At 73.5% G+C, this 19,500-nt stretch carries 20 protein-coding genes and 1 pseudogene; 10 read left to right on the plus strand and 11 right to left on the minus strand.

What is annotated here, in order from left to right; all coding sequences use genetic code 11:
- Positions 1 to 151: 151 nt before the first annotated feature.
- From ACFWTE_RS12890 to ACFWTE_RS12910, 5 genes are read left to right on the plus strand one after another with little or no spacing between them, the layout of a single operon-like run.
- Entirely contained in the window at positions 152 to 1,516 is a 1,365-nt protein-coding gene (locus ACFWTE_RS12890; RefSeq protein WP_378779526.1) for an NAD(P)/FAD-dependent oxidoreductase, read from the plus strand.
- The gene (locus tag ACFWTE_RS12895; RefSeq protein ID WP_378779527.1) at positions 1,513 to 2,274 is read left to right on the plus strand and encodes a DUF1365 domain-containing protein; all 762 of its coding nucleotides are present in this window, start codon (positions 1,513 to 1,515) and stop codon (positions 2,272 to 2,274) included. The genes ACFWTE_RS12890 and ACFWTE_RS12895 overlap by 4 nt, the downstream gene beginning before the upstream one ends.
- Positions 2,271 to 3,539 (plus strand): class I SAM-dependent methyltransferase, encoded by a 1,269-nt coding sequence (locus tag ACFWTE_RS12900; RefSeq protein WP_378779528.1) that lies wholly within the window; start codon positions 2,271 to 2,273, stop codon positions 3,537 to 3,539. Before ACFWTE_RS12895 ends, ACFWTE_RS12900 begins: the two co-directional genes overlap by 4 nt.
- Positions 3,536 to 4,885, plus strand: coding sequence for a class I SAM-dependent methyltransferase (locus ACFWTE_RS12905; RefSeq protein ID WP_378779529.1), 1,350 nt, complete (start codon positions 3,536 to 3,538; stop codon positions 4,883 to 4,885). The genes ACFWTE_RS12900 and ACFWTE_RS12905 overlap by 4 nt, the downstream gene beginning before the upstream one ends.
- 56 nt (positions 4,886 to 4,941) lie before the next feature.
- On the plus strand, positions 4,942 to 5,688 hold the full coding sequence (locus tag ACFWTE_RS12910; RefSeq protein WP_378779567.1) for a DUF1295 domain-containing protein: 747 nt from the start codon (positions 4,942 to 4,944) through the stop codon (positions 5,686 to 5,688).
- Between the two features lie 106 nt (positions 5,689 to 5,794).
- Here ACFWTE_RS12910 and ACFWTE_RS12915 read toward each other — a convergent pair whose 3' ends face one another.
- From ACFWTE_RS12915 to ACFWTE_RS12935, 5 genes are all read right to left on the minus strand, one after another.
- On the minus strand, positions 5,795 to 6,580 hold the full coding sequence (locus tag ACFWTE_RS12915) for an SDR family oxidoreductase (protein WP_378779530.1): 786 nt from the start codon (positions 6,578 to 6,580) through the stop codon (positions 5,795 to 5,797).
- A gap of 107 nt (positions 6,581 to 6,687) precedes the next feature.
- Positions 6,688 to 7,959, minus strand: coding sequence for an FAD-dependent oxidoreductase (locus ACFWTE_RS12920; protein ID WP_378779532.1), 1,272 nt, complete (start codon positions 7,957 to 7,959; stop codon positions 6,688 to 6,690).
- Entirely contained in the window at positions 7,956 to 8,153 is a 198-nt protein-coding gene (locus ACFWTE_RS12925; protein WP_378779533.1) for a ferredoxin, read from the minus strand. Before ACFWTE_RS12925 ends, ACFWTE_RS12920 begins: the two co-directional genes overlap by 4 nt.
- Positions 8,150 to 9,088, minus strand: coding sequence for a pyridoxamine 5'-phosphate oxidase family protein (locus ACFWTE_RS12930; protein ID WP_378779534.1), 939 nt, complete (start codon positions 9,086 to 9,088; stop codon positions 8,150 to 8,152). Before ACFWTE_RS12930 ends, ACFWTE_RS12925 begins: the two co-directional genes overlap by 4 nt.
- A gap of 77 nt (positions 9,089 to 9,165) precedes the next feature.
- Positions 9,166 to 9,618, minus strand: coding sequence for a VOC family protein (locus ACFWTE_RS12935; protein ID WP_378779535.1), 453 nt, complete (start codon positions 9,616 to 9,618; stop codon positions 9,166 to 9,168).
- Positions 9,619 to 9,898: 280 nt separating this feature from the next.
- On the opposite strand from ACFWTE_RS12935, the gene ACFWTE_RS12940 reads away from it, so the two are divergent.
- Complete coding sequence (locus ACFWTE_RS12940) at positions 9,899 to 10,459, plus strand: CGNR zinc finger domain-containing protein (protein ID WP_378779536.1); 561 nt, start codon at positions 9,899 to 9,901, stop codon at positions 10,457 to 10,459.
- Between the two features lie 108 nt (positions 10,460 to 10,567).
- Here ACFWTE_RS12940 and ACFWTE_RS12945 read toward each other — a convergent pair whose 3' ends face one another.
- Entirely contained in the window at positions 10,568 to 11,617 is a 1,050-nt protein-coding gene (locus ACFWTE_RS12945; RefSeq protein WP_378779537.1) for an NAD(P)-dependent alcohol dehydrogenase, read from the minus strand.
- Between the two features lie 237 nt (positions 11,618 to 11,854).
- On the opposite strand from ACFWTE_RS12945, the pseudogene ACFWTE_RS12950 reads away from it, so the two are divergent.
- Positions 11,855 to 11,959 (plus strand): annotated as a pseudogene (locus ACFWTE_RS12950) (RNA polymerase subunit sigma-70); the annotation flags it as partial.
- An 85-nt stretch (positions 11,960 to 12,044) separates the two neighbouring features.
- On the opposite strand, the gene ACFWTE_RS12955 reads toward ACFWTE_RS12950, so the two are convergent.
- Positions 12,045 to 12,905 (minus strand): alpha/beta fold hydrolase, encoded by an 861-nt coding sequence (locus ACFWTE_RS12955; RefSeq protein WP_378779538.1) that lies wholly within the window; start codon positions 12,903 to 12,905, stop codon positions 12,045 to 12,047.
- A gap of 44 nt (positions 12,906 to 12,949) precedes the next feature.
- Positions 12,950 to 13,315 carry a VOC family protein gene (locus ACFWTE_RS12960; protein ID WP_378779539.1) on the minus strand — a complete coding sequence of 122 codons (366 nt, stop codon included), beginning with the start codon at positions 13,313 to 13,315 and terminating at the stop codon, positions 12,950 to 12,952.
- Positions 13,316 to 13,424: 109 nt separating this feature from the next.
- Here ACFWTE_RS12960 and ACFWTE_RS12965 point away from each other — a divergent pair, with 109 nt between their 5' ends.
- Entirely contained in the window at positions 13,425 to 14,129 is a 705-nt protein-coding gene (locus tag ACFWTE_RS12965) for a TetR/AcrR family transcriptional regulator (protein WP_378779540.1), read from the plus strand.
- Positions 14,130 to 14,243: 114 nt separating this feature from the next.
- On the opposite strand, the gene ACFWTE_RS12970 is transcribed toward ACFWTE_RS12965, so the two are convergent.
- Positions 14,244 to 14,735: an ATP-binding protein gene (locus ACFWTE_RS12970; RefSeq protein ID WP_378779541.1), complete on the minus strand. Its 492-nt coding sequence runs from the start codon at positions 14,733 to 14,735 to the stop codon at positions 14,244 to 14,246.
- 90 nt (positions 14,736 to 14,825) lie between these two features.
- Positions 14,826 to 15,959, minus strand: coding sequence for a protein-L-isoaspartate(D-aspartate) O-methyltransferase (locus tag ACFWTE_RS12975; protein WP_378779542.1), 1,134 nt, complete (start codon positions 15,957 to 15,959; stop codon positions 14,826 to 14,828).
- Positions 15,960 to 16,267: 308 nt separating this feature from the next.
- Between ACFWTE_RS12975 and ACFWTE_RS12980 the strand changes: the two genes are divergently transcribed.
- Both ACFWTE_RS12980 and ACFWTE_RS12985 read left to right on the plus strand, forming a co-directional pair.
- Positions 16,268 to 17,740, plus strand: a complete 1,473-nt coding sequence (locus tag ACFWTE_RS12980; protein WP_378779543.1) for a helix-turn-helix domain-containing protein — start codon at positions 16,268 to 16,270, stop codon at positions 17,738 to 17,740.
- A gap of 20 nt (positions 17,741 to 17,760) precedes the next feature.
- A complete protein-coding gene (locus ACFWTE_RS12985; RefSeq protein ID WP_378779544.1) occupies positions 17,761 to 18,243 on the plus strand; it encodes a hypothetical protein in 483 nt (160 codons plus the stop codon).
- Positions 18,244 to 18,308: 65 nt separating this feature from the next.
- Here the strand turns inward: ACFWTE_RS12985 and ACFWTE_RS12990 are convergent, their stop codons facing one another.
- The gene (locus ACFWTE_RS12990; RefSeq protein WP_378779545.1) at positions 18,309 to 19,271 is read right to left on the minus strand and encodes an alpha/beta hydrolase family protein; all 963 of its coding nucleotides are present in this window, start codon (positions 19,269 to 19,271) and stop codon (positions 18,309 to 18,311) included.
- Positions 19,272 to 19,500: the final 229 nt, after the last annotated feature.

The following is a 19,500-nucleotide window of genomic DNA, read 5'->3' on the forward strand; positions in this document are numbered from 1 at the left end:
GGGCCCGGCGCCCTCACCGGGGCACGCCCCGCACCACCGTCCCCCTCTCCGGGCACCCGTGTTCGTTACCCCTTCGTCACCATTCGGGGCAATCCGCGGTCCTCTCCGTGCCGAATCACCCACACCACATCGCACACGTGAGTGAGGACGCATGGGCACAGGGCAGCACACCCTTCGGCGGCGCAGAGTCGCGGTCGTCGGGTCCGGGGTCGCAGGACTGACGGCGGCACACATCCTGCACAGGGGCGACGACGTCACCCTGTTGGAGGCCGACGACCGCCTGGGAGGGCACGCCCACACCCACCGGATCGCCGACGGGGGCGACGGGGAGCTGTGGGTCGACAGCGGCTTCATCGTGCACAACCGCCGGACCTACCCCCACCTGCTGCGCCTGTTCGACGAACTCGGCGTCCGCACCCAGCCCACCGAGATGAGCATGTCGGTCAGCTGCGAGGGCTGCGGTCTGGAGTACGCGGGCGCGCGCGGGGTGCGCGCCATGCTGCCCAACCGCTCCCGGCGCAGCCCCGACTACCTCAGGATGCTCGCCGAGATCCCCCGGTTCCACCGGGCCGCACGCCGGCTCCTCGACGCCGGCGCGGACGGGGCCGCCACCGGGGCCGGGGCCCCGCAGGCCACCGGGGCGGTCGGGCCCGGGGAACCCGGCCCGGCCCCGGGGCGGACGGAAGCGGCCCAACCCACGCTCGGCGAGTTCGTCCGCAGGCACCGGTTCAGCCCCTACATGACGGCGCACTTCCTCCTGCCCCTGGTGTCGGCGGTCTGGTCGTGCCCGCCCGGCACCGCCACCGACTACCCCGCCCGCTACCTGTTCGCCTTCCTCGCCAACCACGGCATGCTCGGCGTGTGGGGCTCACCCCGCTGGCGCACCGTCGTGGGCGGCTCCCGCTCCTACGTCGAACGCGTCGCCGAGAACCTCCACGCGGTGCGGACCGGAAGCCCGGCCCGCTCCCTGGCCCGCACAGCGAACGGCGTGCGCGTGCGCACCCCCACCGAGACCCTCGACTTCGACGCGGCGGTCGTCGCCACCCACGCCGACCAGGCCCTCGCCCTGCTCGAACGCCCCACCGACACCGAGCGCGAGGTCCTGGGCGCCTTCGGCTACTCCCGCAACCGGACCCTGCTGCACACCGACGCCTCCGTCCTGCCCCGGGACCGGACCGCCTGGGCCGGCTGGAATTACCGGCTGGCCTCCTGCGAGCCCGACCGGGAACCCGTGCGGGTCAGCTACCACATGAACCGGCTCCAGAACCTGGACGCCGCCAACCAGTACGTGGTCACCCTCAACGGGACCGACCGGGTCGACCCCGACCGGGTCGTGGCCGCCATGGACTACACCCACCCCGTCTACACGCCCGCGTCCCTGGCGGCGCAGCGGCGGCTGCCCGAGCTGGAGGACGGCGTGGTCGCGTTCGCCGGGGCCCACCACGGCTGGGGGTTCCACGAGGACGGGTGCGCGTCGGGCGTCCGGGCCGCCGCCTCGCTGGGGAGCCTCTGGTGAGGCCCGTTCCCGCGCTGTACGAGGCGACCGTGCGCCACGTGCGCGTCGAACCCGTGCGCAACTCCTTCGCCTACGACACCTACTACTGGTTCGTCGACCTGGACGACCTGCCGCGCCCGCCGCTGCCCCTGCGCCTCCTCGCCGGGTTCCGCGCCGCCGACCACGGGCCGGCCGCCGGCGGTTCCCCCGCGCGCTCGCTCCGCGCCGCCATCGACGCCTACCTCGCCGACCACGGGGTCGACCTGGAGGGCGGCCGCGTGCTCATGCTCGCCCACGCCCGCGTCCTCGGCCACGTCTTCAACCCACTGACCGTCTACTGGTGCCACCACCGCGACGGCAGCCTCAGCCGCGTCGTCGCCGAGGTCCACAACACCTACGGCCAACGCCACCGCTACCTGCTGGAGGTGGACGGGCGCGGTCGCGCGCGGACCGACAAGGCGCTGTTCGTGTCGCCGTTCAACGAGGTCGACGGCCATTACCGGATCAGCCTCCCCGAACCCGGCGACCGCCTCGCCCTCACCATCGCCCTGCACCGCGAGGGCCGACCCCCCTTCACGGCCTCCGTGCGCGGGGTGCGGCGCCCCGCCACCGCGGCGTCCCTGCTCCTCAGGGCGCTGCGCCACCCCCTCACACCCCTGGTCGGCGCACTGCGCATCCGCATCCAGGGCATCGGACTCCACCTGCGCGGCCTGCCCGTCCTGCCCCGCCCCGACGGGCCGCCGCCCCGCACCACGGAACGGAAGGCAACACGGTCATGACCACGACCAGTCCCCACTCGCCGCAGGCCCTGGACCCCCGCAGATGGCCCGACGTGGCCAGGGTTCCCGGCGGCCACCTGCGTGCCCTCGTCGCCCGCGCGGTCACCGGGTACGCCGCCGCGCGCGCGGGAGTGCGGGTGCACACCGGCCCCGAGGAGCCGGTGCCCGGCACCGCCACCTCCGCGGTCGGCGACGCCCCGGTCCTGTGGCTGCGCGACCCCGACGCCTTCCACCGGCGCCTGGCCGCCGACGGCCTCATCGGCTTCGGGGAGTCCTACATGGCGGGCGAGTGGGACTCGCCCGACCCCGTCGCCCTGCTCACCCGCCTGGCCGAGGACTACGAGAACCTCGTGCCCCGCCCCCTCCAGCCCCTGCGCCACGTCGCCCTCCCGCGGCGCCCTCCCTCGGACCGCAACACCCGCGCGGGCGCGCGCCGCCACATCAGCCACCACTACGACCTGTCCAACGACCTGTTCGCGGTGTTCCTGGACCGGACGATGACCTACTCGTCCGGCCTGTTCGCCGAGGACGAGCCCCGCGACCGGGACACCCTCGCCCGCGCCCAGGAACGCAAGATCGACCGCCTGCTGGACGGCGCGGGGGTCACCGGGGGGACCCGCCTGCTGGAGATCGGCACCGGCTGGGGCGAACTCGCGATCCGGGCCGCACACAGGGGAGCCCGCGTCACCACCGTCACCCTCTCCGCCGAGCAGCGCGACCTGGCCCGCGAACGGGTCGCCGGCGCCGGGGTCGCCGACCTGGTCGACGTCGAACTGCGCGACTACCGCGACGTCGAGGGCAGCTACGACGCCGTCGTGAGCGTGGAGATGGTCGAGGCCGTCGGCGAGCGCTACTGGCCGGTCTACTTCACGGCCCTGGACCGGCTGGTCCGGCCCGGAGGCCGGGTGGCCCTCCAGAGCATCACCATGGAGCACGCCATGATGCGGGCCTCGCGCGGCTCCTACACCTGGATGCACAAGTACGTCTTCCCCGGCGGACTCATCCCCTCGGTCACGGCCGTCGAGGAGCAGCTGCGGGCCCGCACCTCCCTGACCCTCGTCGACCGGCTGTCCTTCGGCCGCGACTACGCCGACACCCTGCGCGTGTGGCGGGAGGCCTTCACCGGGGCCGCCGACCGGGTCGGCGAACTCGGCTTCGACGACACCTTCCGCCGCATGTGGTTCTTCTACCTCGCCTACTGCGAGGCCGGATTCCGGTCCGGGATCATCGACGTCGAGCAGATCATCATGGAGCGTGCCCGGTGACCACCCAGTCCACCACCGCGAACACCGCGACGACCGCCGGAACCGCCGGCGCGCAACCCCCGGCCGCCCCGCGCGGAGCCGCCCACTTCCTCGCGCCCCTCGTCGCCGGCCTGTTCAACGGGATCATGCCGGTCCGGCTGCGCGCCTGGGACGGCAGCGAGGCCGGCCCCACTGACGCGCCCCGCGTGGTCCTGCGGGACCGCGACGCCGTGCGCCACCTCCTGGCCCGCCCCGGAGAACTGGGACTCGCACGCGCCTACGTCACCGGGTCGCTCGACGTCGACGGCGACCTCACCGACGGCCTGCGCCGCGTGTGGGCGGGCATCGCCGAGCACGGGACCTCCCTCCCCGGCCCCGTGGAGGCGGCCCGCGCCGCCCGCGTGCTGGTGACCCTGGGCGTGGTCGGCCCGCCGCCGCCCCCGCCGCACACCGAGGCCCGCATGAGGGGGCGCCCGCACTCGCGCGAACGCGACGCGGCCGCCATCGCCCACCACTACGACGCCGGCAACGACCTGTACGAACTCCTCCTGGACGAGTCCATGGCCTACTCGTGCGCGTACTGGACCAGCGACGACCCCGGCTACACCCTCGCCGACGCCCAACGCGACAAACTCGAACTCGTGTGCGCCGAACTCGGCCTGTCCGAGGGGGACCGCCTCCTCGACGTCGGCTGCGGCTGGGGCTCCCTCGCCCTGCACGCAGCCCGGCACCACGGGGTCGCGGTCACCGCCGTCACCCTGTCCGCCCGCCAACGCGACCACGTGACCGAACGCGCCCGCGCACAGGGCCTGGGCGGACTGGTCGACGTCCGGCTCCAGCACTACCGCGAGGTCGCCGACACCGGTTTCGACGCCGTGGCAGCCATCGAGATGGGCGAGCACGTGGGGCGCGACGGGTACGCGCCCTTCGCCCGTGCCCTGCGCACGCGGCTGCGGCCCGGCGGACGCCTGCTCGTCCAGCAGATGTCCCGGCGCGGTCCGCGTCCGGGCGGGGGAGCGTTCATCGAGCGCTACATCGCGCCCGACATGTACATGCGCCCGCTCGGGGAGACGGTCGGCCTGCTGGAGGACGCCGGACTGGAGGTACGGGGCGTCCGGGCCATGCGCGAGCACTACGTGCGCACCGCCCGCGCCTGGTCGGCCGAGCTGGAGCGCCGGTTCGAGGAGCTGGTCGGGCTCGTCGGCGCGGAGTCCGCGCGCGTGTGGCGGCTCTACCTGGCCGGGGGAGCGCTGGCCTTCGAGGACGGGAGCATGGGCGTGGACCAGATCGTGGCCGTGCGGCCCGACCGCCCCGGCCCCACCGGCGGCCCGGACCGGACCGGCACCCGCGCCGGAGGTCTGCGGTGAACACCGCCGCACTTCTCACCACCCTGGCCGTGTCCGCCGCGGCCGTGGCCGCACTCATGCTCGCGACCTTCGCCATCGGGCTGCGCGCCGGACGCCACAGTGTCGTGGACGTGGCCTGGGGTGCGGGATTCGCCCTGGTCGCGGCGGTCAGCGCCCTGACGGCGACCGGTGACCCGGCCCGCGCCTGGCTCATGTTCGGACTCACCGTGGTGTGGGGCGGGCGCCTGGCGGTCCACATCGGACTGCGCGGGCGGGGCGGGGGCGAGGACCCGCGCTACGAACGCCTCCTCGCCAGAGCCCCCGGCAACCCCGACCTCTACGCTCTGCGCATCGTCTACCTGCTCCAGGGCGCCCTGGTCTGGTTGATCTCCCTGCCGGTCCAGACAGCCGCGCACACCACGGCCCCGCTCGGCTGGACGACCGCCCTCGGCGTGCTCCTGTGGCTGACGGGGTTCGCGTTCGAGACGGTCGGCGACGCCCAGCTGGCCCGGTTCAAGCGCGATCCGGCCAACCGGGGCCGCATCATGGACCGGGGGCTGTGGGCGTGGACCCGCCACCCGAACTACTTCGGTGACGCCTGCGTGTGGTGGGGGCTGTTCCTGGTCGCCGCGGGCGGCTCGTGGTGGGTGCTGCTCACCCTGCCCGCGCCGCTGGTGATGACCTACCTGCTCACCCGGGGGTCCGGCCAGCGGCTGCTGGACGAGCACATGGCGGGGCGGCCCGGATGGGCCGAGTACGCCGAGCGCACCAGTGCCTTCGTCCCCCTGCCGCCGAAGCGGCCCGGGAGCGGCGGGGCACCGTAGTGCGGTGACCGCAGGGGTGCGCGGTCCCGGCGTCACACGGGCAGCGTGTCCGGGCCGCGCCCCGGGCTCCTCGGCGGCGGCCGGGACACGGCCGCCGCCCGGCGGATCACACCGACGGGATCTGCCCGCCGTCCACCCGGACCGTCGAACCCGTGACGTAGGCGGCCTGGCGGCTCGCCAGGAACGCCGCCACCGCCCCGTACTCCTCCGTGCTGCCGTAGCGCCCGGCGGGGATCTGGGCGCTCGCATCGCGCCGCACGTCCTCGAACGGGCGGCCCTCGCGCTCGGCGCGGCCCCGGTCCAGCGAGTCCGTGCGCGGCGTCGTGATCCGGCCCGGGACGATGACGTTGACGGTCACCCCGTCCGCCGCCACCTCGTTGGACACCGTCTTGGACCAGGCGTGCAGCGAGGCCCGCAGCGTGTTGGAGATCCCCAGGTTCGCAATCGGCGTGATCGGCCCGGAGGACGTGCTGGTGATGATCCGGCCCCAGCCGCGTTCGCGCATCCCGCCGACCACGGCGTCGGTGAGCCGGATGACGGGCAGGACCATGGACCCGTACATGTCCTCCCACACCCCGGCGTCCTGGCCCAGAGCGGAGGTGGGCGGCGGGCCGCCGGTGTTGTTGACCAGGATGTCGACCGGGCCGAGGACGGAGGCCACCCGGTCCACGACCCCGGCCGCGCCCCCGTGGTCGGCCAGGTCCCACTCCACCGCCAGCGCGGACACGCCGTGTTCGGTGCACGCCGCGACGGTGGCCTCCAGGCGCTCCCGGTCACGGCCGGTCACGGCCACGTGCACGCCCTCGGCCGCCAGCGCGACGGCGATGGCCCGTCCCAGGCCGGAGCTGGCCGCGGTGACCAGAGCGACCTTTCCCGCGATCCCCAGATCCATGTCTCTCCTCACGGTTCCTACCAGTGCTGACGGCATCCTGGCAGCAGACCGCGCCCGCCGCGAAACCGGGGGTCGCCCAGTCCGCGCACGGTGGGCCCTCAGGAGGATCAGACACAGCCCGGCGCCCGGCAGGCGTGCAGAAGCTCCCGGTCCGGGCCGGACCACTCCTCACGGAGGCGGTCGCGGTAGGCGGCCAGCCGCGAGGTCCGGTTCGCGGTGAGGGCGCCGACCAGGCGCCCGCCCCGGTGGTAGGAAACCTCCAGCCTTCCCCGGGCGGGGTCGTGGTCGTGGACCTCGGCCCGGTCGGCCAGCCGGGGCAGCCCCACCGAACGCAGGCGCAGCCCGAACTGGTCGGACCAGAACGAGGGCACCGCGGTCCCCGCCGCCGCGTCCTGTCCGAGCAGGGTCGCCGCAGCCGTGTCGGCGTGGTCGACCGCCTCGCTCCAGTGGCCCAGGGCCAGGTGGGCGGGTGCGCCGTCCCCCGAGTACGGGTGGGGTGAGGCCGCGGCGTCGCCCACCGCCACGATCCCGTCCGCCGGGGTGCCGTCGTCGGCCAGCGGCCTGCGCCGGTGGTCGACGACCAGCGCGCGGGAGCCGTCCGGAGCCGACCGCAGCCCCGAGCCGTCCAGCCAGGCGGTGTCGGCCCTCGCCCCCAGGGCCAGGACGGCGGCCCCCGCCGCCACCCGGGTCCCGTCGGACAGGACGGCGCCCTCCAGCACCCGGCCGCCCAGGAAACCCGCCACCGAGGTCCCCGGCCGTGCGTCCACCCCGGCCGCGGCGCCGGCGCGGGCGACGAACCCGCCCACCACCGGCCCCGCCGCCCGTTCCAGGGGCAGCCGTGCCCGGTACACGTGCGTCACCGCGACCCCGAGGGCGCGGGCGGCCGAGGCGACCTCCCCGCCGAGGAACCCGCCACCCACCACCAGCAGCGGGCCGCCGTGTTCGAGCGAGCGCAGCAGGCCGCGCGCGTCCCGCAGCCCCCGCAGCAGGTGCGTTCCCCCGGCGGGCGGTGTGCCGGGGCCCGGCCAGGGGACGGCCGAGGCGCCGGAGGCGACCACCAGACCGTCGTAGTCAAGGACGGAGCCGTCGTCCAGCGCCACCCGGTGCGCGGCCCGGTCCAGGCCCACGGCGGACCTTCCCAGGAGCCACCGCGCGTCCAGGTCCGGGGGGAGGGGGAGCGCGTTCTGCGCCTCCGTCCGGCGCCCCGTCAACAGGTCCTTGGACAGGGTCGGACGGTCGTAGGGCAGATGGGGCTCGTCGCCCACCAGGGTGATCCGCCCGCCGAAGCCCCGTTCCCGCAGGGCCGTCGCCACGCGCAGCCCCGCCAGGCCCGCGCCCACCACGACGACCGCTGCGCCCGGCCCCTGCCGTCCCCTCATACCGCGCCCTCCCCGACCGTGATCGCCCGGACCGGGCAGCTCCGCGCCGCCCGCGCCACCGCCTCCCCGTGTTCGGGGCCGGGTGACTCCTCGTACAGCAGTTCCTCGTCGTCGTCGAAGGAGAAGACCCCGGGGGCGGCGAACACGCACTGCCCGTGGTTCTCACACGACGCCCTGTCGACACGAACCCTCATCGGACCCCTCCCGTGACCGCCGCCGGACCGACCGGCGGATTGAATTTGGAGTACTGCGGAACACCGGGGGACAGGAGCCCTCCGGACACCGCGTCCACCACCCCCTCGACCGCGAACTCCACCGTCCGCTCACCCGTTTCCTCGCCCCACAGCACGCGGGCCCTCCCCGTGAGCCACAGGAGGCCGCCCGTCTCCCAGTCGGGGACCAGCAGGCCGGCGCGCGGGTTCAGCGCCAGGTTGCCCAGCGTCATGAACATGGCGTTTCCGACGTAGTCGGGCCAGCTGAGCAGGGTGGGGGAGTGCACCCGCACGAAGCCGGGGGCGCCGCCCCGGTGGCTGGCGTCGGTGTCACCGGTGTCGCTCGCGGTGGCGACGAAGAAGGTGTCCGCCCGCCTCAGGAGGTCCTGCTGCCCGCCGGTCAGACGTTGCGACCGCGCGGGGTCGCCCGCCCCGCCCCCGTCCCGGGGCCCGGCCCTCCACGGGGACGCGGGGAGGACCTCGCGCTTTTGGATGTACTTGGGGCAGTTGGCGTACACCTGCTCCGTGGCGATCCGCAGCCCGCCGCCGCGGGGGCTCGCGGTGCCGTTGATCCGCATGCGCCGACGCGTGGCGGGTTCGATGGCCAGGGCCCCGACCGGGACGGGCGGGGCCGCCCGGCCGAGGACCCCGGCCAGCGGGTCGCCGGTGTGCGGGGTCGCGCCGACGTCGAGGGTGCGCGGTTCGCGGGCCCGCAAAAACCCGGGCGGCCCCGTGACCGGTGAGCACCACAGGTCGCCCCGGTCGTCGGCGGCGCCCACGACGAGCAGGGGCTGCGTGGCCAGGAACTCGGCGGCGACGTCGGGTATCGCGTCGCCGACGGCCCCCTCGGAGAACGCGGCCCGGTCGGACAGGGCGGCCCTGGCCTGGACCTCTCGTTCTCCCCGGTGGTAGGTCATGCCCTTCTCCTCCAGGAGTGGGGCGGTGCCCCCCGTGGGGGAGCACCGCGTGGGATGGATGCCGCGTAGACGTGCGGTTAGAAGAACCCGCAGGTGGGGGCGGAGGCGACGGGTGCCTGGGCGCTCTCGGCCCCGGTGGGTGCGTAGATCTCCAACCGGATGCCGTCCGGGTCGTAGAAGAACACGCCGCCGGACTCCGCGCCCTCCCCGTGCGGGACGACGCCGTCGTAGGCGAACTCCACGGCGGTCTCGCGCAGCCGTACCTCGGTCTCACGGACCTCCTCCACGGTGTCCACCTGGAAGGACAGGTGGTGCAGTCCGGCGACGTCCTTGCGGAACGCCTCGCCGCTCTGCTGCCACAGGGTCAGCACGATCGTGCCCTCGTGCCCGAGGAAGGCGAACTCGCGCCCCTCCTCGGTCCCCTCGCCCATGGTCTCCAGACCGAGGACGCGCAGGTAGAAGTCCAGCGAGCGGCGGAGGTCGGTGACGTTCAGGCCCACGTGGCCGGTCCTGCTGATGGTCGGCGCCATGGCGCACCCCGTTCCTGTCGGTGGCGGCACGAAGATGTAACCGCCAAAAGCGACAGTAGAGGGTTAGTTGCGCAAAGTGCAACCCTTGAAATAGATTTCAAGGGTTAGTGCTGGTGGGTGGTACACATAGCGGGAACGACGACGGGGCCGGTCCGGCGCACCGAGGCGGGTGCGGCGGCGCCCGGCCCCGTCCCGGCGAACACGACCGGCCCGACCGCGCCCGCCCCGCACGGCGGGCAACCGCCGGACGGGCCGACCGGACCACACGGAGGGGTACACGATGGAACCGGGGCGCACACGCCCGCTCGTGGGCGAACCGCTCGCGATGGACCTGCTCAACACCCGCTGGGTCGCGGGCGGCACCGACCACGACCTGCTCGACTCCCTGGACGGTCTCCGCCAGTGGTTCGGGGAGATCGGAGGGGCCGACCGGTTCACCGCCGACGAAGCCGCGCGCGAGAACCTTCTCCTCACCCGCGACGCGCTCGCCCGCCTCGCCGACACCCCCGGGGACCCCGACCCCGAGGCCGCCGCCGTCCTCAACCGGGTGCTCGGCCACGGCGCCGTGTACCGGTTCCTGGACGGGGACCGGGCGGACGCCGTCACACGCTTCGACGACCCCGCCTGGGCGCCGGCCTGGTCGGCGGCGGCCGACTACCTCGACCTGCTCTCCGCGGCCCCCGACCGCATCCGCCGCTGCGCCGGCCACGCCTGCGTCCTGCGCTTCTACGACACCTCCCGCAACGGCACCCGGCGCTGGTGCTCCATGGCCGGGTGCGGGAACCGGGCGAAGGCCGCCCGGCACCACGCCCGGGAACGGGACGGCGGCACAACGGGCTGAGCCGGCGCGGATGCCGGGGGCCGGGTGCTGGGGCCCGGCCCAGTGGGAGGGGGCGGTACCGGGGCGAACGCCCCGGCACCGCCCCCTCCCGGCGGACCCCTGCGGGGGTCAGCCCGCGTTCGGGACCACGACGGCCCGCCCGGCGACCTCCCCCGCCTCCAGCCTCCGGTACGCCTCCAGGGCGTCCTCCATGGCGAACCGCTCCACCTCCGGGCGGATCTGCCCCGCCCGGTACATGTCCACGACCTCCCACAGGTCCTCCACCGTGCCCCAGTAGCTGTTGGTCAGGTAGGACTCGTAGGGGTTGGTGAAGAACGAGAACTCGTGGGTGCCGCCCGCGATGCCCACCACCGTCAGGCTCCCGCCCTGGGCCAGCGACGATGCCGCCGTCGCGATGGTCGGTGTGATGCCCACGAAGTCGAAGGCCGCGTCCACCCCCCGGCCTCCGGTGATCTCGCGGATCTGCTCCACCTGCCGGTCGCCCGCCCCGACGGTGACCGCCCCGCTCTGCTCCGCCCGGGCACGGGCCTCGGGCTTGACGTCGGTGGCGATCACGGTGGCACCGGTCAGCGCCCGCAGGATCTGCACGCCGATCTGCCCCAGCCCGCCCAGGCCGATCACCAGGGCATGGCGCCCGCCGCCGTTCAGGTGCGGCAACGCCTGCTTGACGGCGTGGTACGGGGTCAGCCCGGCGTCGGACAGCGGCGCCGCCTCCACCGGGTCGGCGTCGCCGAGCGGGACGAGGTGGTGGGCGGGCACGGTCACGTACTCGGCCATGCCGCCGTCGCGGCCCAGCCCGACCGCCAGGTAGGGCATGGTCGCGACGTTCTCGCAGTAGGTGTCCTGGCCCTTGGCGCACTTACGGCAGTGGCCGCAGCCGATCGGCCCGTAGGCCAGGTAGGCGTCACCGACCTTCACGCGCTCGCTCACGCCCTCACCGAGCTCCTCGACCCATCCGGCGTTCTCGTGGCCCAGCACGAACGGGGGCTTCTGCGCACCCGCCTGCCCCTTTTTGAAATGGCGGTAGACGCTCACGTCGGAGTGGCAGGCGCCCGCCCCGGCCACCCGGAGGAGGACCTGCCCCGGGCCGGGCGAGGGCCTGGGGACGTCGGTGAGTGACGGGAACTGCTCGTAGTTCTCGAAGACCACGGCTCGCATAGGGTGCTCCCCCAACTGTCGTAGGGACACGTCGGCGCCCACGGGTGAGACTCTCCGTGTCCGATCGGCCGCTCGACGTTATCAACGCGGGTTGGGGATGTCTGCCAATGAACGTCCCGAAAAGCGTTCGTTGTTCTTGACCCGCCCGATGAGTCCTGAGCCCCGACCGGATCGGTACGGGCGAGGGCCCCGACGGCAACCTCGTCCAGACCATCCAGCTCAGCGAGGAGAAGCGCCGCCATGGAGCGGCGCCGCAGGCGTCCGCTGCCCACCGGGCTCGGCGGCCCCTCCTCACCCGACGGAGAGCTCGCCGAACGCCCGGAGGTGCCCTGGCCGGAACCGCCCGTTCCCGGAACTGGGCACCGCACCCACGCGTCCCGCGACCGGGGCCGTTGCGCACCCCGGCGCGCGGGACGGCCCAGGGCGTTCAGTCCCGGCTCAGCACCCGGTGCAGGATCTGCGAGAACTCGTCCGGGTGCGATTCGTACCCCAGGTGGTCGCCGGGGAAGGCCACCGGCTCCGACCCCAGCCGTGCGGCCAGCGCGAGCCCGATGTCGTGGATGAGCTCGCCCTCGGACCCCGTGCCGAGCCCCACCACCACCCTCGGCGCGCCCCCGGCCAGGGCCTCCACGTCGGGGCGGTACAGGGAGATCGGCAGGAGTCCGTGGCGCAGGAAGTAGTCGAAGTTCCCGCTGACCCGCTCGAACGTCGCGAGCTCCTCCTCGCCGGGAGGGGGCGCGTCATGGCCCCACAGGCCCTCGCCCTCCGCCTCCTCGCCGGAGTCCAGGCCGTTCAGCCCCAGGAACTCGCCCATCGCCGCGTCGACACCCTCGCGGAGGTAGGTCTCGTAGACGTGGCGGTCCCTGGCCTCGGCCGCGGCGGGGTCGTCGAGCACGGGCACACAGGCCGGTTCGTGGGCGACCAGAACGCGCACGAGGTCGGGGCGGCGAGCCGTCAGGGCGAGCCCGACCTGTCCGCCGCCGCTGGTGCCGAACACGTCCACGGGGCCGCCGCCGAGCTCCTCGACCAGGCGGGCCGCGTCGTCGGCGTGCACGTCCACCCGCTGCTCGACGGGTTCGCCGTCAAGGGTGCTGCGCGAGTTGCCGCGCGGGTCGTAGGCGACGGTCGTGTAGCGGTCGGCGAGCAGCCGGGCGATCCCGGCGAGGACCCCGGCGTCCTGCGGGCCGCCCGGGATCATCAGCAGGACGGGGCCGGAGCCGCGCACCTCGTGGTGGATGCGTGCGCCCGGCACCTTCAGTGTGCGGACCTCGGGTTCGTGCGTCGACATGGCTGGGTCTCCTCCTCGAAGGACGGCTGGGAGCGCGGGAACGGTCACGTGCTGCTGACCACCATGCGGTTGCCCTCGCTGTCACGGAACTCGGCGACGGTGAGCCCCGGCTGGTAGGGGGCCTCCTGCGGTGCGGTGACGATCTCCACCCCCTGCTTCTCCAGCGCCGCGACCGTCCCCGCCACGTCCTCGTCCACCAGCACCATGACGGGTTCGGGGGAGTGGGCCTCGTCGGCGCGCCGGACGAAGTGCAGGGACGTGGCCGCACCGGGGAAGCCGAGTTCGATCCACCGCCACCCGTCGTCCCCCATGGGGGCGTCGGCCACCACCCGGCAGCCGAGCCTGCCGGTGTAGAACGCCTTGGCCCGGTCCTGGTCGAACACGGGAAGCTCCGCGAACTGTACGTGCACCGTCGTCACCTCTCCTCGAAACGGTTCTCCGCGGTGAACCGGAAGCAAACTAGACTGTCCAGTACCGCACTTGCACCAAACTAGACCGTGCAGTACCAATGGGTCAACCATGACGACTTCGACGACGGGCGGTCGCACGACGGTGGCGGACACACAGAACCCTCCCGGGGCGACCGGCGGCCGGGGCCGCTCGGCACGCAAGCGCCGGGCCATCCTGGACGCGGCGCGGGAGGTCTTCCTCCGGGGCGGCTACCTCGGTACCAACATGGACGAGATCGCCGCGCTCTCAGAGGTGTCCAAGCAGACCGTCTACAAGCACTTCGGCAGCAAGGAGGCGCTGTTCGTCGAGATCGTCACCAGCATGACCTCCGGCGCGGGCGACACCGTCCACGACCAGCTGCCCCAGCCCGCCCGAGGCGACGACCTGGCCCAGTACCTGCGCGAGTACGCGTACCGGCAGCTCACCGTGGTGCTCACCCCCGACCTGATGCGGCTGCGCCGCCTCGTCATCGGCGAGGTGCCCCGGTTCCCCGAACTCGCCAGGGTCCTCCACGAGGGCGGGCCCGCGCGCGCCATGCGTTCCATGGCCGCCCTGTTCGAGCGCCTGGCCGACGAGGGCCGCCTCACCGTGGACGATCCGCGGACCGCCGCCTCCCACTTCAACTGGCTCGTCATGGCCGAACCGGTCAACCGGGCCATGCTGCTCGGGGACGAGGCCATCCCCTCCCCGCAGGAGCTTCGACGCCACGCCGCCGACGGCGTGCGGGTCTTCCTCGCGGCGTACGGACCCGGGGCGGGACACGCTCCGCGGTAGCAGCCGGGCGGCGCTACCGGCGGGGCCGCGCCGGCCCGGAGCCCCTGCCGCCACCGAGTCCGGCTCCGCCGACCGGTGGCTCCGGCACGCCCGGAAGCGCTGGGAAAGTCCGTGTCACTGCGCGGGCACCGTGAACTCGGCCCAGATCGCGGCGCCCACCCCCTCGTCGGGGAACAGGGCCCGGCGCGTACCCCAGCGCTCCGAGAGGCGGTCGATCAGGACCAGCCCCTGACCCAGGGACACATCCGGCCACACCCCCGGCAGACCCTCGCACGGGAACTGCGGCACAGCGCTGCGCGCACCCTCACCCACCATCGACAGGCACAGCACCGACCCGCGGTCGGGCACCCCGTACAGGGTCAGCGTGCGGAGCATACGGCCCCCCCGGGGGTCGGGCCCCACGTGCTCCACCGCGCTCGAGAACATCTCGCTCGCGCAGAGCACCATGTCCGAGACCAGGTCCTCCGTGACGTCGGTGAGCAGCTCCAGGTCGGTGCGCAGCTCGGATCTGACCCGGCTCGCCCCGGTGGGGACGCGAGGGTACACACGGGGACTCCACCTCCAGCCGGGTGCGGCGGTCTGCGGGCTGTACGGCGTGATGGACATGCGGCTTCTCCCTCTGGAGCGGTGCTTCGGGCAGTGGCCCTGGGGGCGGTCGAACACGTGCCGGGACGGAGAGCCCCTCCCGGCGGGGGGCTACCGGCTGGACGCGAACACGGCGTGCGGTTCGTCCAGCCACACCAGCTGATGGTCGAAGGACACCGTCAGGCCGAACCGGGTGCGCTCCGGGCGGCCGGCCTCCACCCACAGCTCGTGCGCGGCCTCCAGCTCGTGGAACAGCCGCCGCGGACCGTGCTGGCGGACCTCGTACCCGCTGTCCCGCTGCTCGGGGTCGATGTGCCACGACGCCCACGACCACGTGTGCGGATCGATCAGGTACACCGTGTACCGCGGGTCCGCCGGGTCCGCGGCGAACCGCGTCCGGTGCACCACCGTGGGCATCCGCACCCCGACCGCGAACGCACCGTCGGGGTTCCGGATCGGCTCCTCCGGCCCCAGACGCGTCCGGGTGACCGTGAAATCGGAGTCCGGGCGCACGTAGGTCTCCACCATGGACAGGGGGTCGCGGACCGGGCGCGCCCCCGCGTGCCCGCTCCCCACCACCGGCCCGCGCGCCGTGCCGTACGCGCCCACCTCCAGGTCCACCAGGACCCCGTCGTGGAAGGAGTTGGTCCACGTGGTCAGCACCCGCCCGCCGGGCTGCGTCTGCGCCACCCACGAGTAGGGGACCCGGCGCACCGCCACACAGCTGAGCACCCGGTCGAACGGGGCCCGCGCCGCCCAGCCCTGCGTGCCGTCCCCGCTCACCACCAGAGGGGCGAACCCGGCGGCCATCAACGAGACCCGGGCGTTCTCGGCGAGGGCGAAGTCGATCTCCACCGACGTCACGGCGTCGTCCCCGAGCCGGTACGACAGCAGCGCCGCGCCGTAGCCCGTCCCGGTGCCCACCTCCAGGACCCTCATACCGGGGGAGACCCGCAGCAGGTCCAGCACCCGCGCCAGCCCCGACGGCGCCGGCGAGTCCGTCACCGGATGGGCGGGGCCCTCCCGGGCGCCCCCTCCCACCCCGACGGCCACCGGGAGGTCGGCGTAGGCGGCCTCCCACCACCCCGGCTCGTCCTCGCGCCGGTCCACAGGGGATCCGCCCCCCTCGATGACGTCCGGCAGGAACAGGTGGCGCGGCACCATCTCGAACGCCCGCCGCCACGCGGGGGTCAGATCGCCGTCCACGGACAGGCGGGCGACGAGTCTCCTGTGCGCGGGGATCACCGGTCGACCCCGCCGGAATCGGCGCCTTCGCCACAGGGCGGAAGGGGATAGGCGCAGGTGGAGGAAACGACGCGGGTGCCCGTGGGGGAAACGACGGCCCCGGGTTCGTGGCCGTCGACGTTCCTCCTGTGACCATTGTGGGGGGTGGGATTCATGATCACGCTCCTCGTGGCACCGTCGAAGAAGACGGAAACAGGGTCTTCCGCCCATTTCGGGGGCTAGCGATTCCGGGTAAGGATGTCTATGGAGATGTAACGCCGTCCGCCCCTGCCCCTGGAATTCCGAGCCGATATACACCGGCGGTATGAATGCCCGAGTTACCGGTCACCCCCCGACCGACCCCGCCACCCTCCTTCTGGTCCCGCGCCGACGTGCGCCGATCCCTCGCCGACCAGGACGCGGGGGCTCTGCTGCGCCTGGTCAGGCAGTACACGGGCGCCAGCCAGCAGGCGATCGGCGCGGCCACCGACCTCGCACAGCCCCACGTCAGCGCGATCATGTCCGGACGGCGCTCGGTGACCGCCCTGCGGACCTGGCAACGGGTGGCCGACGGGCTGTCCATGCCCACCGACGCCCGACGCGTTCTCGGCCTCTCCGAATCGGAAGGGGGCGATATCGGCGCGGATCGGGGTACAGGCTCTTCAGCGCACGGCATGGACGAATTGTGGTCTGCGCCGAGAACAGCGCAGGACATCGCCGAGATCACGCTGAGGGATCTGATGAAACGCAGGGATGCTTTCGCGGTCGGTGGCGCTCTCATCATGGGCGCCACATTGACGGAAGTACTGGAACACTGGCTGCTCCCCGCACTGGCCACTTCCGGCCACGGGCCGAGCAACATCGGGGAATCGGAACTGGGGAGGATCGAGGCCGCAACCGTGGCGCTGCGCCACTGGGACGACCGGTGGCGGATGGGCATCCGCCGCAAGGCCGTGATCGGACAGCTCTCGGAGGTGTCCGAACTGGTCGAGGAGACCCAGCCGGCACCCGTCCAGGCGAGACTGTTCGCCGTCATGGCCGAACTGTCCAAGATCGTCGCGGCCATGTCCTACGACGCGGGGGACCACCCCACCGCGCAGAAGTACTACACGTTCTCCCTGCGGGCCATCCACCAGGCGGGGCCCGAACACCGCCTGTACGGGGTCGGGGTACTCGCCGACATGGCCCGCCAGATGCTGGACCTCCACCGTCCCGACGACGCCCTCGACATCTCGCGGCTGGCCCTGGACAGCGCCCACGCCCACCGCGCCCCCGAACGGGTGCTGGCGATGCTGCGCACCCGCGAGGGCTGGTCGTACGCCCGGATGGGCCGGACCGAGGCCTACCGGCGCACCGTCTCCCAGGCCGAGGAACTGCTCGACGGGGGAGAGGGCGGGGAGGTCCCGGAGTGGGCGCGCAACTTCGACCGCGCCGAACTGTCCGGGGTCGTGGGTGCCCGCTACCGCGACCTCGCGGGCGGACAGAACGACGGGGCGGCACGGCGCAGGTTCGCGGAGGCCTCCGCCCAGCACATCGGCCGGGCGCTCCGGCTGCGCGACCCGGCCAAGAAACGCAGCCGGGCCTTCGACCTCGTGGGGCTCGGGCGCACCTACCTGCTGCTCGACGAACCGGAGGAGTCGGTGCGGGTCGTCCGCCAGGCCGCGGCGATCCAGCGCTCGCTCGACTCGGGGAGGGTGCGCCGGCGCATACACGACTGGTACACCGAGTCGGCCGCCTTCCACCGTGAGCCCGCCGTGGCCGAAACGCGTGACGAATTATCGCGTACTCTGCTTGCCCAGTAGACGGAAAGGAATGGTAACAAGTGAAAAGGATCGGAATCACTGGCCACTCGAACCTCTCCGCTGACAGTGCGGAACTGGTACGAAAGGCCCTGGTGGACGCACTGGAAGATTACAACGACGACGACCTCATCGGCGTCTCCTGCCTGGCGCGCGGCGCCGACCAGCTCTTCGCGGAGGAGGTCCTCGCCGCCGGGGGAACCCTGGAGGTCGTCCTGCCCTCGGCCGACTACCGGGAGGCCAAGGTCAAGCCGGAGAACCGCGAGGGCTTCGACGGACTGCTGGTCCGCGCGCACATGGTGCGGTACATGCGCCACCTGACCGCGGGACGCCGAGCCTACGAGGACGCCAACGAGGCGGTGCTCGGCGGGGTCGACATGCTCTTCGCGGTGTGGGACGGCCAACCCTCCGGAGGCGGGGGAGGGACGGCGGACGCGGTGCGCGTCGCCACGGAGCGGGGACTCCCGGTCAACGTCATCTGGCCCGAGGGGGCCAGCCGGGACTAGTTCGCGCGGGACCCGGCCGGAGTCCACCCCGGCCGGGCCCCGCGCGGGACCCGGCCCGTCCTCCGCTACTTGGACTCGACCTGTCCGAACCCGTCGGGGCCGCCCGTCAGTGCCTCCTGCGCCCTGGGCCACGCGTCGTCACCGGGCCGGAACCGGCTGCGCAGGTAGGCGGCGCAGAGCCGCCCGAGCGCGGCGACCCGCTCGGGGTTCTCGTCCGTGGTCTCGGCGGCGTCGTACCCGGCGATCCCGCCGAGTCCGTGCTCGGCGCCGAACAGGGTGAGCAGGGTCTTGGGCCCGGGGGCGAGGTGGTACGGGTCGGCGTACCAGTCCGGTCCCATGTCCGTGAAGTGCCGGGGGTCGTCCTTGTCGCCGGCCACGACCAGCGCGGGCGTGGCCATCGTGGAGAAGTCGATGCTGCGGATGACCGGAATCCGCTCGACCATGGGGCCGGTCAGGGCGTCGCCGCCCCTGCCCGGCGCGGCCAGCAGGACCCCCTGCCCGATCCGCGGCTCGGCCAGGTCCACCTCCTCCCCGGTATCGGGGTCCGTGACGCGGGCGCCCAGGAGGAGGGCAGCGGTGAAGCCGCCGAGCGAGTGCCCGGCCACGGCGACGCTGCCGTGGTCCACGCGTCCGGCGAGCTGCGGCACGGCGTTCTCGATCACGTCGAGCCGGTCGAGGACGTGGGTCATGTCCTCGGCGCGTGAGCGCCAGGACATGGGCTCTCTCGGAGTGTCCGCGAGCACGTGCTGGAGTGTTTTGGAGCTGAGGTGGGTGGGTTGGACGACGACGAAGCCCAGCGCCGCCCAGAGGTTGGCGAGGGGGCCGTAGCCGTTGAGCGAGGACAGGTTGTTCGAGAAGCCGTGGCCGTGGGAGAGGAGGATGACCGGCAGGTCGGTCCCGCTCGCGGGAGCGGTGACACGTACCTGCAGGACCACGGGGCGCCCGGGGACGGGAAGGACCACGGGGCCGAACGACAGCACGGGGGCGGGCGGGTCGACGGTGACGCGGGTGGAGGCCGCTGAACTCATGGTGTGTCCTGTCCTTCGGTTCTTGCCGGAAGCTCCGGCCGCCGCTCTGGTGGCGCCGGTGGGGCGTGGGCTGGGAGGGGTGTGGGTCGGGAGGGGTGCGGGTCGGGAGGGGTGCGGGTCGGGCGGATTGGTTCCGACGTAGGGTATAAGCAAGCGGAACGTCGCTCCGCTTAATATACGGAGCAGAGTTCCGTTTTGCAAGCGGAACGCCGCTCTGCTTCATTGGCGG

Source organism: Nocardiopsis sp. NPDC058631 (genome assembly GCF_042716955.1).
Classification (GTDB): Bacteria; Actinomycetota; Actinomycetes; order Streptosporangiales; family Streptosporangiaceae; genus Nocardiopsis.

Excerpts from the sequence above, each read along its gene's own strand:
- ACFWTE_RS12920 (WP_378779532.1), bottom strand. The coding sequence starts at position 7,959 with ATGAGGGGACGGCAGGGGCCGGGCGCAGCGGTCGTCGTGGTGGGCGCG.
- ACFWTE_RS12930 (WP_378779534.1), bottom strand. The coding sequence starts at position 9,088 with ATGACCTACCACCGGGGAGAACGAGAGGTCCAGGCCAGGGCCGCCCTG.
- ACFWTE_RS12945 (WP_378779537.1), bottom strand. The coding sequence starts at position 11,617 with ATGCGAGCCGTGGTCTTCGAGAACTACGAGCAGTTCCCGTCACTCACC.
- ACFWTE_RS12910 (WP_378779567.1), top strand. The coding sequence starts at position 4,942 with ATGCTCGCGACCTTCGCCATCGGGCTGCGCGCCGGACGCCACAGTGTC.
- ACFWTE_RS12925 (WP_378779533.1), bottom strand. The coding sequence starts at position 8,153 with ATGAGGGTTCGTGTCGACAGGGCGTCGTGTGAGAACCACGGGCAGTGC.
- ACFWTE_RS12980 (WP_378779543.1), top strand. The coding sequence starts at position 16,268 with ATGCCCGAGTTACCGGTCACCCCCCGACCGACCCCGCCACCCTCCTTC.
- ACFWTE_RS12965 (WP_378779540.1), top strand. The coding sequence starts at position 13,425 with ATGACGACTTCGACGACGGGCGGTCGCACGACGGTGGCGGACACACAG.
- ACFWTE_RS12970 (WP_378779541.1), bottom strand. The coding sequence starts at position 14,735 with ATGTCCATCACGCCGTACAGCCCGCAGACCGCCGCACCCGGCTGGAGG.
- ACFWTE_RS12915 (WP_378779530.1), bottom strand. The coding sequence starts at position 6,580 with ATGGATCTGGGGATCGCGGGAAAGGTCGCTCTGGTCACCGCGGCCAGC.
- ACFWTE_RS12955 (WP_378779538.1), bottom strand. The coding sequence starts at position 12,905 with ATGTCGACGCACGAACCCGAGGTCCGCACACTGAAGGTGCCGGGCGCA.
- ACFWTE_RS12940 (WP_378779536.1), top strand. The coding sequence starts at position 9,899 with ATGGAACCGGGGCGCACACGCCCGCTCGTGGGCGAACCGCTCGCGATG.
- ACFWTE_RS12900 (WP_378779528.1), top strand. The coding sequence starts at position 2,271 with ATGACCACGACCAGTCCCCACTCGCCGCAGGCCCTGGACCCCCGCAGA.
- ACFWTE_RS12990 (WP_378779545.1), bottom strand. The coding sequence starts at position 19,271 with ATGAGTTCAGCGGCCTCCACCCGCGTCACCGTCGACCCGCCCGCCCCC.
- ACFWTE_RS12935 (WP_378779535.1), bottom strand. The coding sequence starts at position 9,618 with ATGGCGCCGACCATCAGCAGGACCGGCCACGTGGGCCTGAACGTCACC.
- ACFWTE_RS12890 (WP_378779526.1), top strand. The coding sequence starts at position 152 with ATGGGCACAGGGCAGCACACCCTTCGGCGGCGCAGAGTCGCGGTCGTC.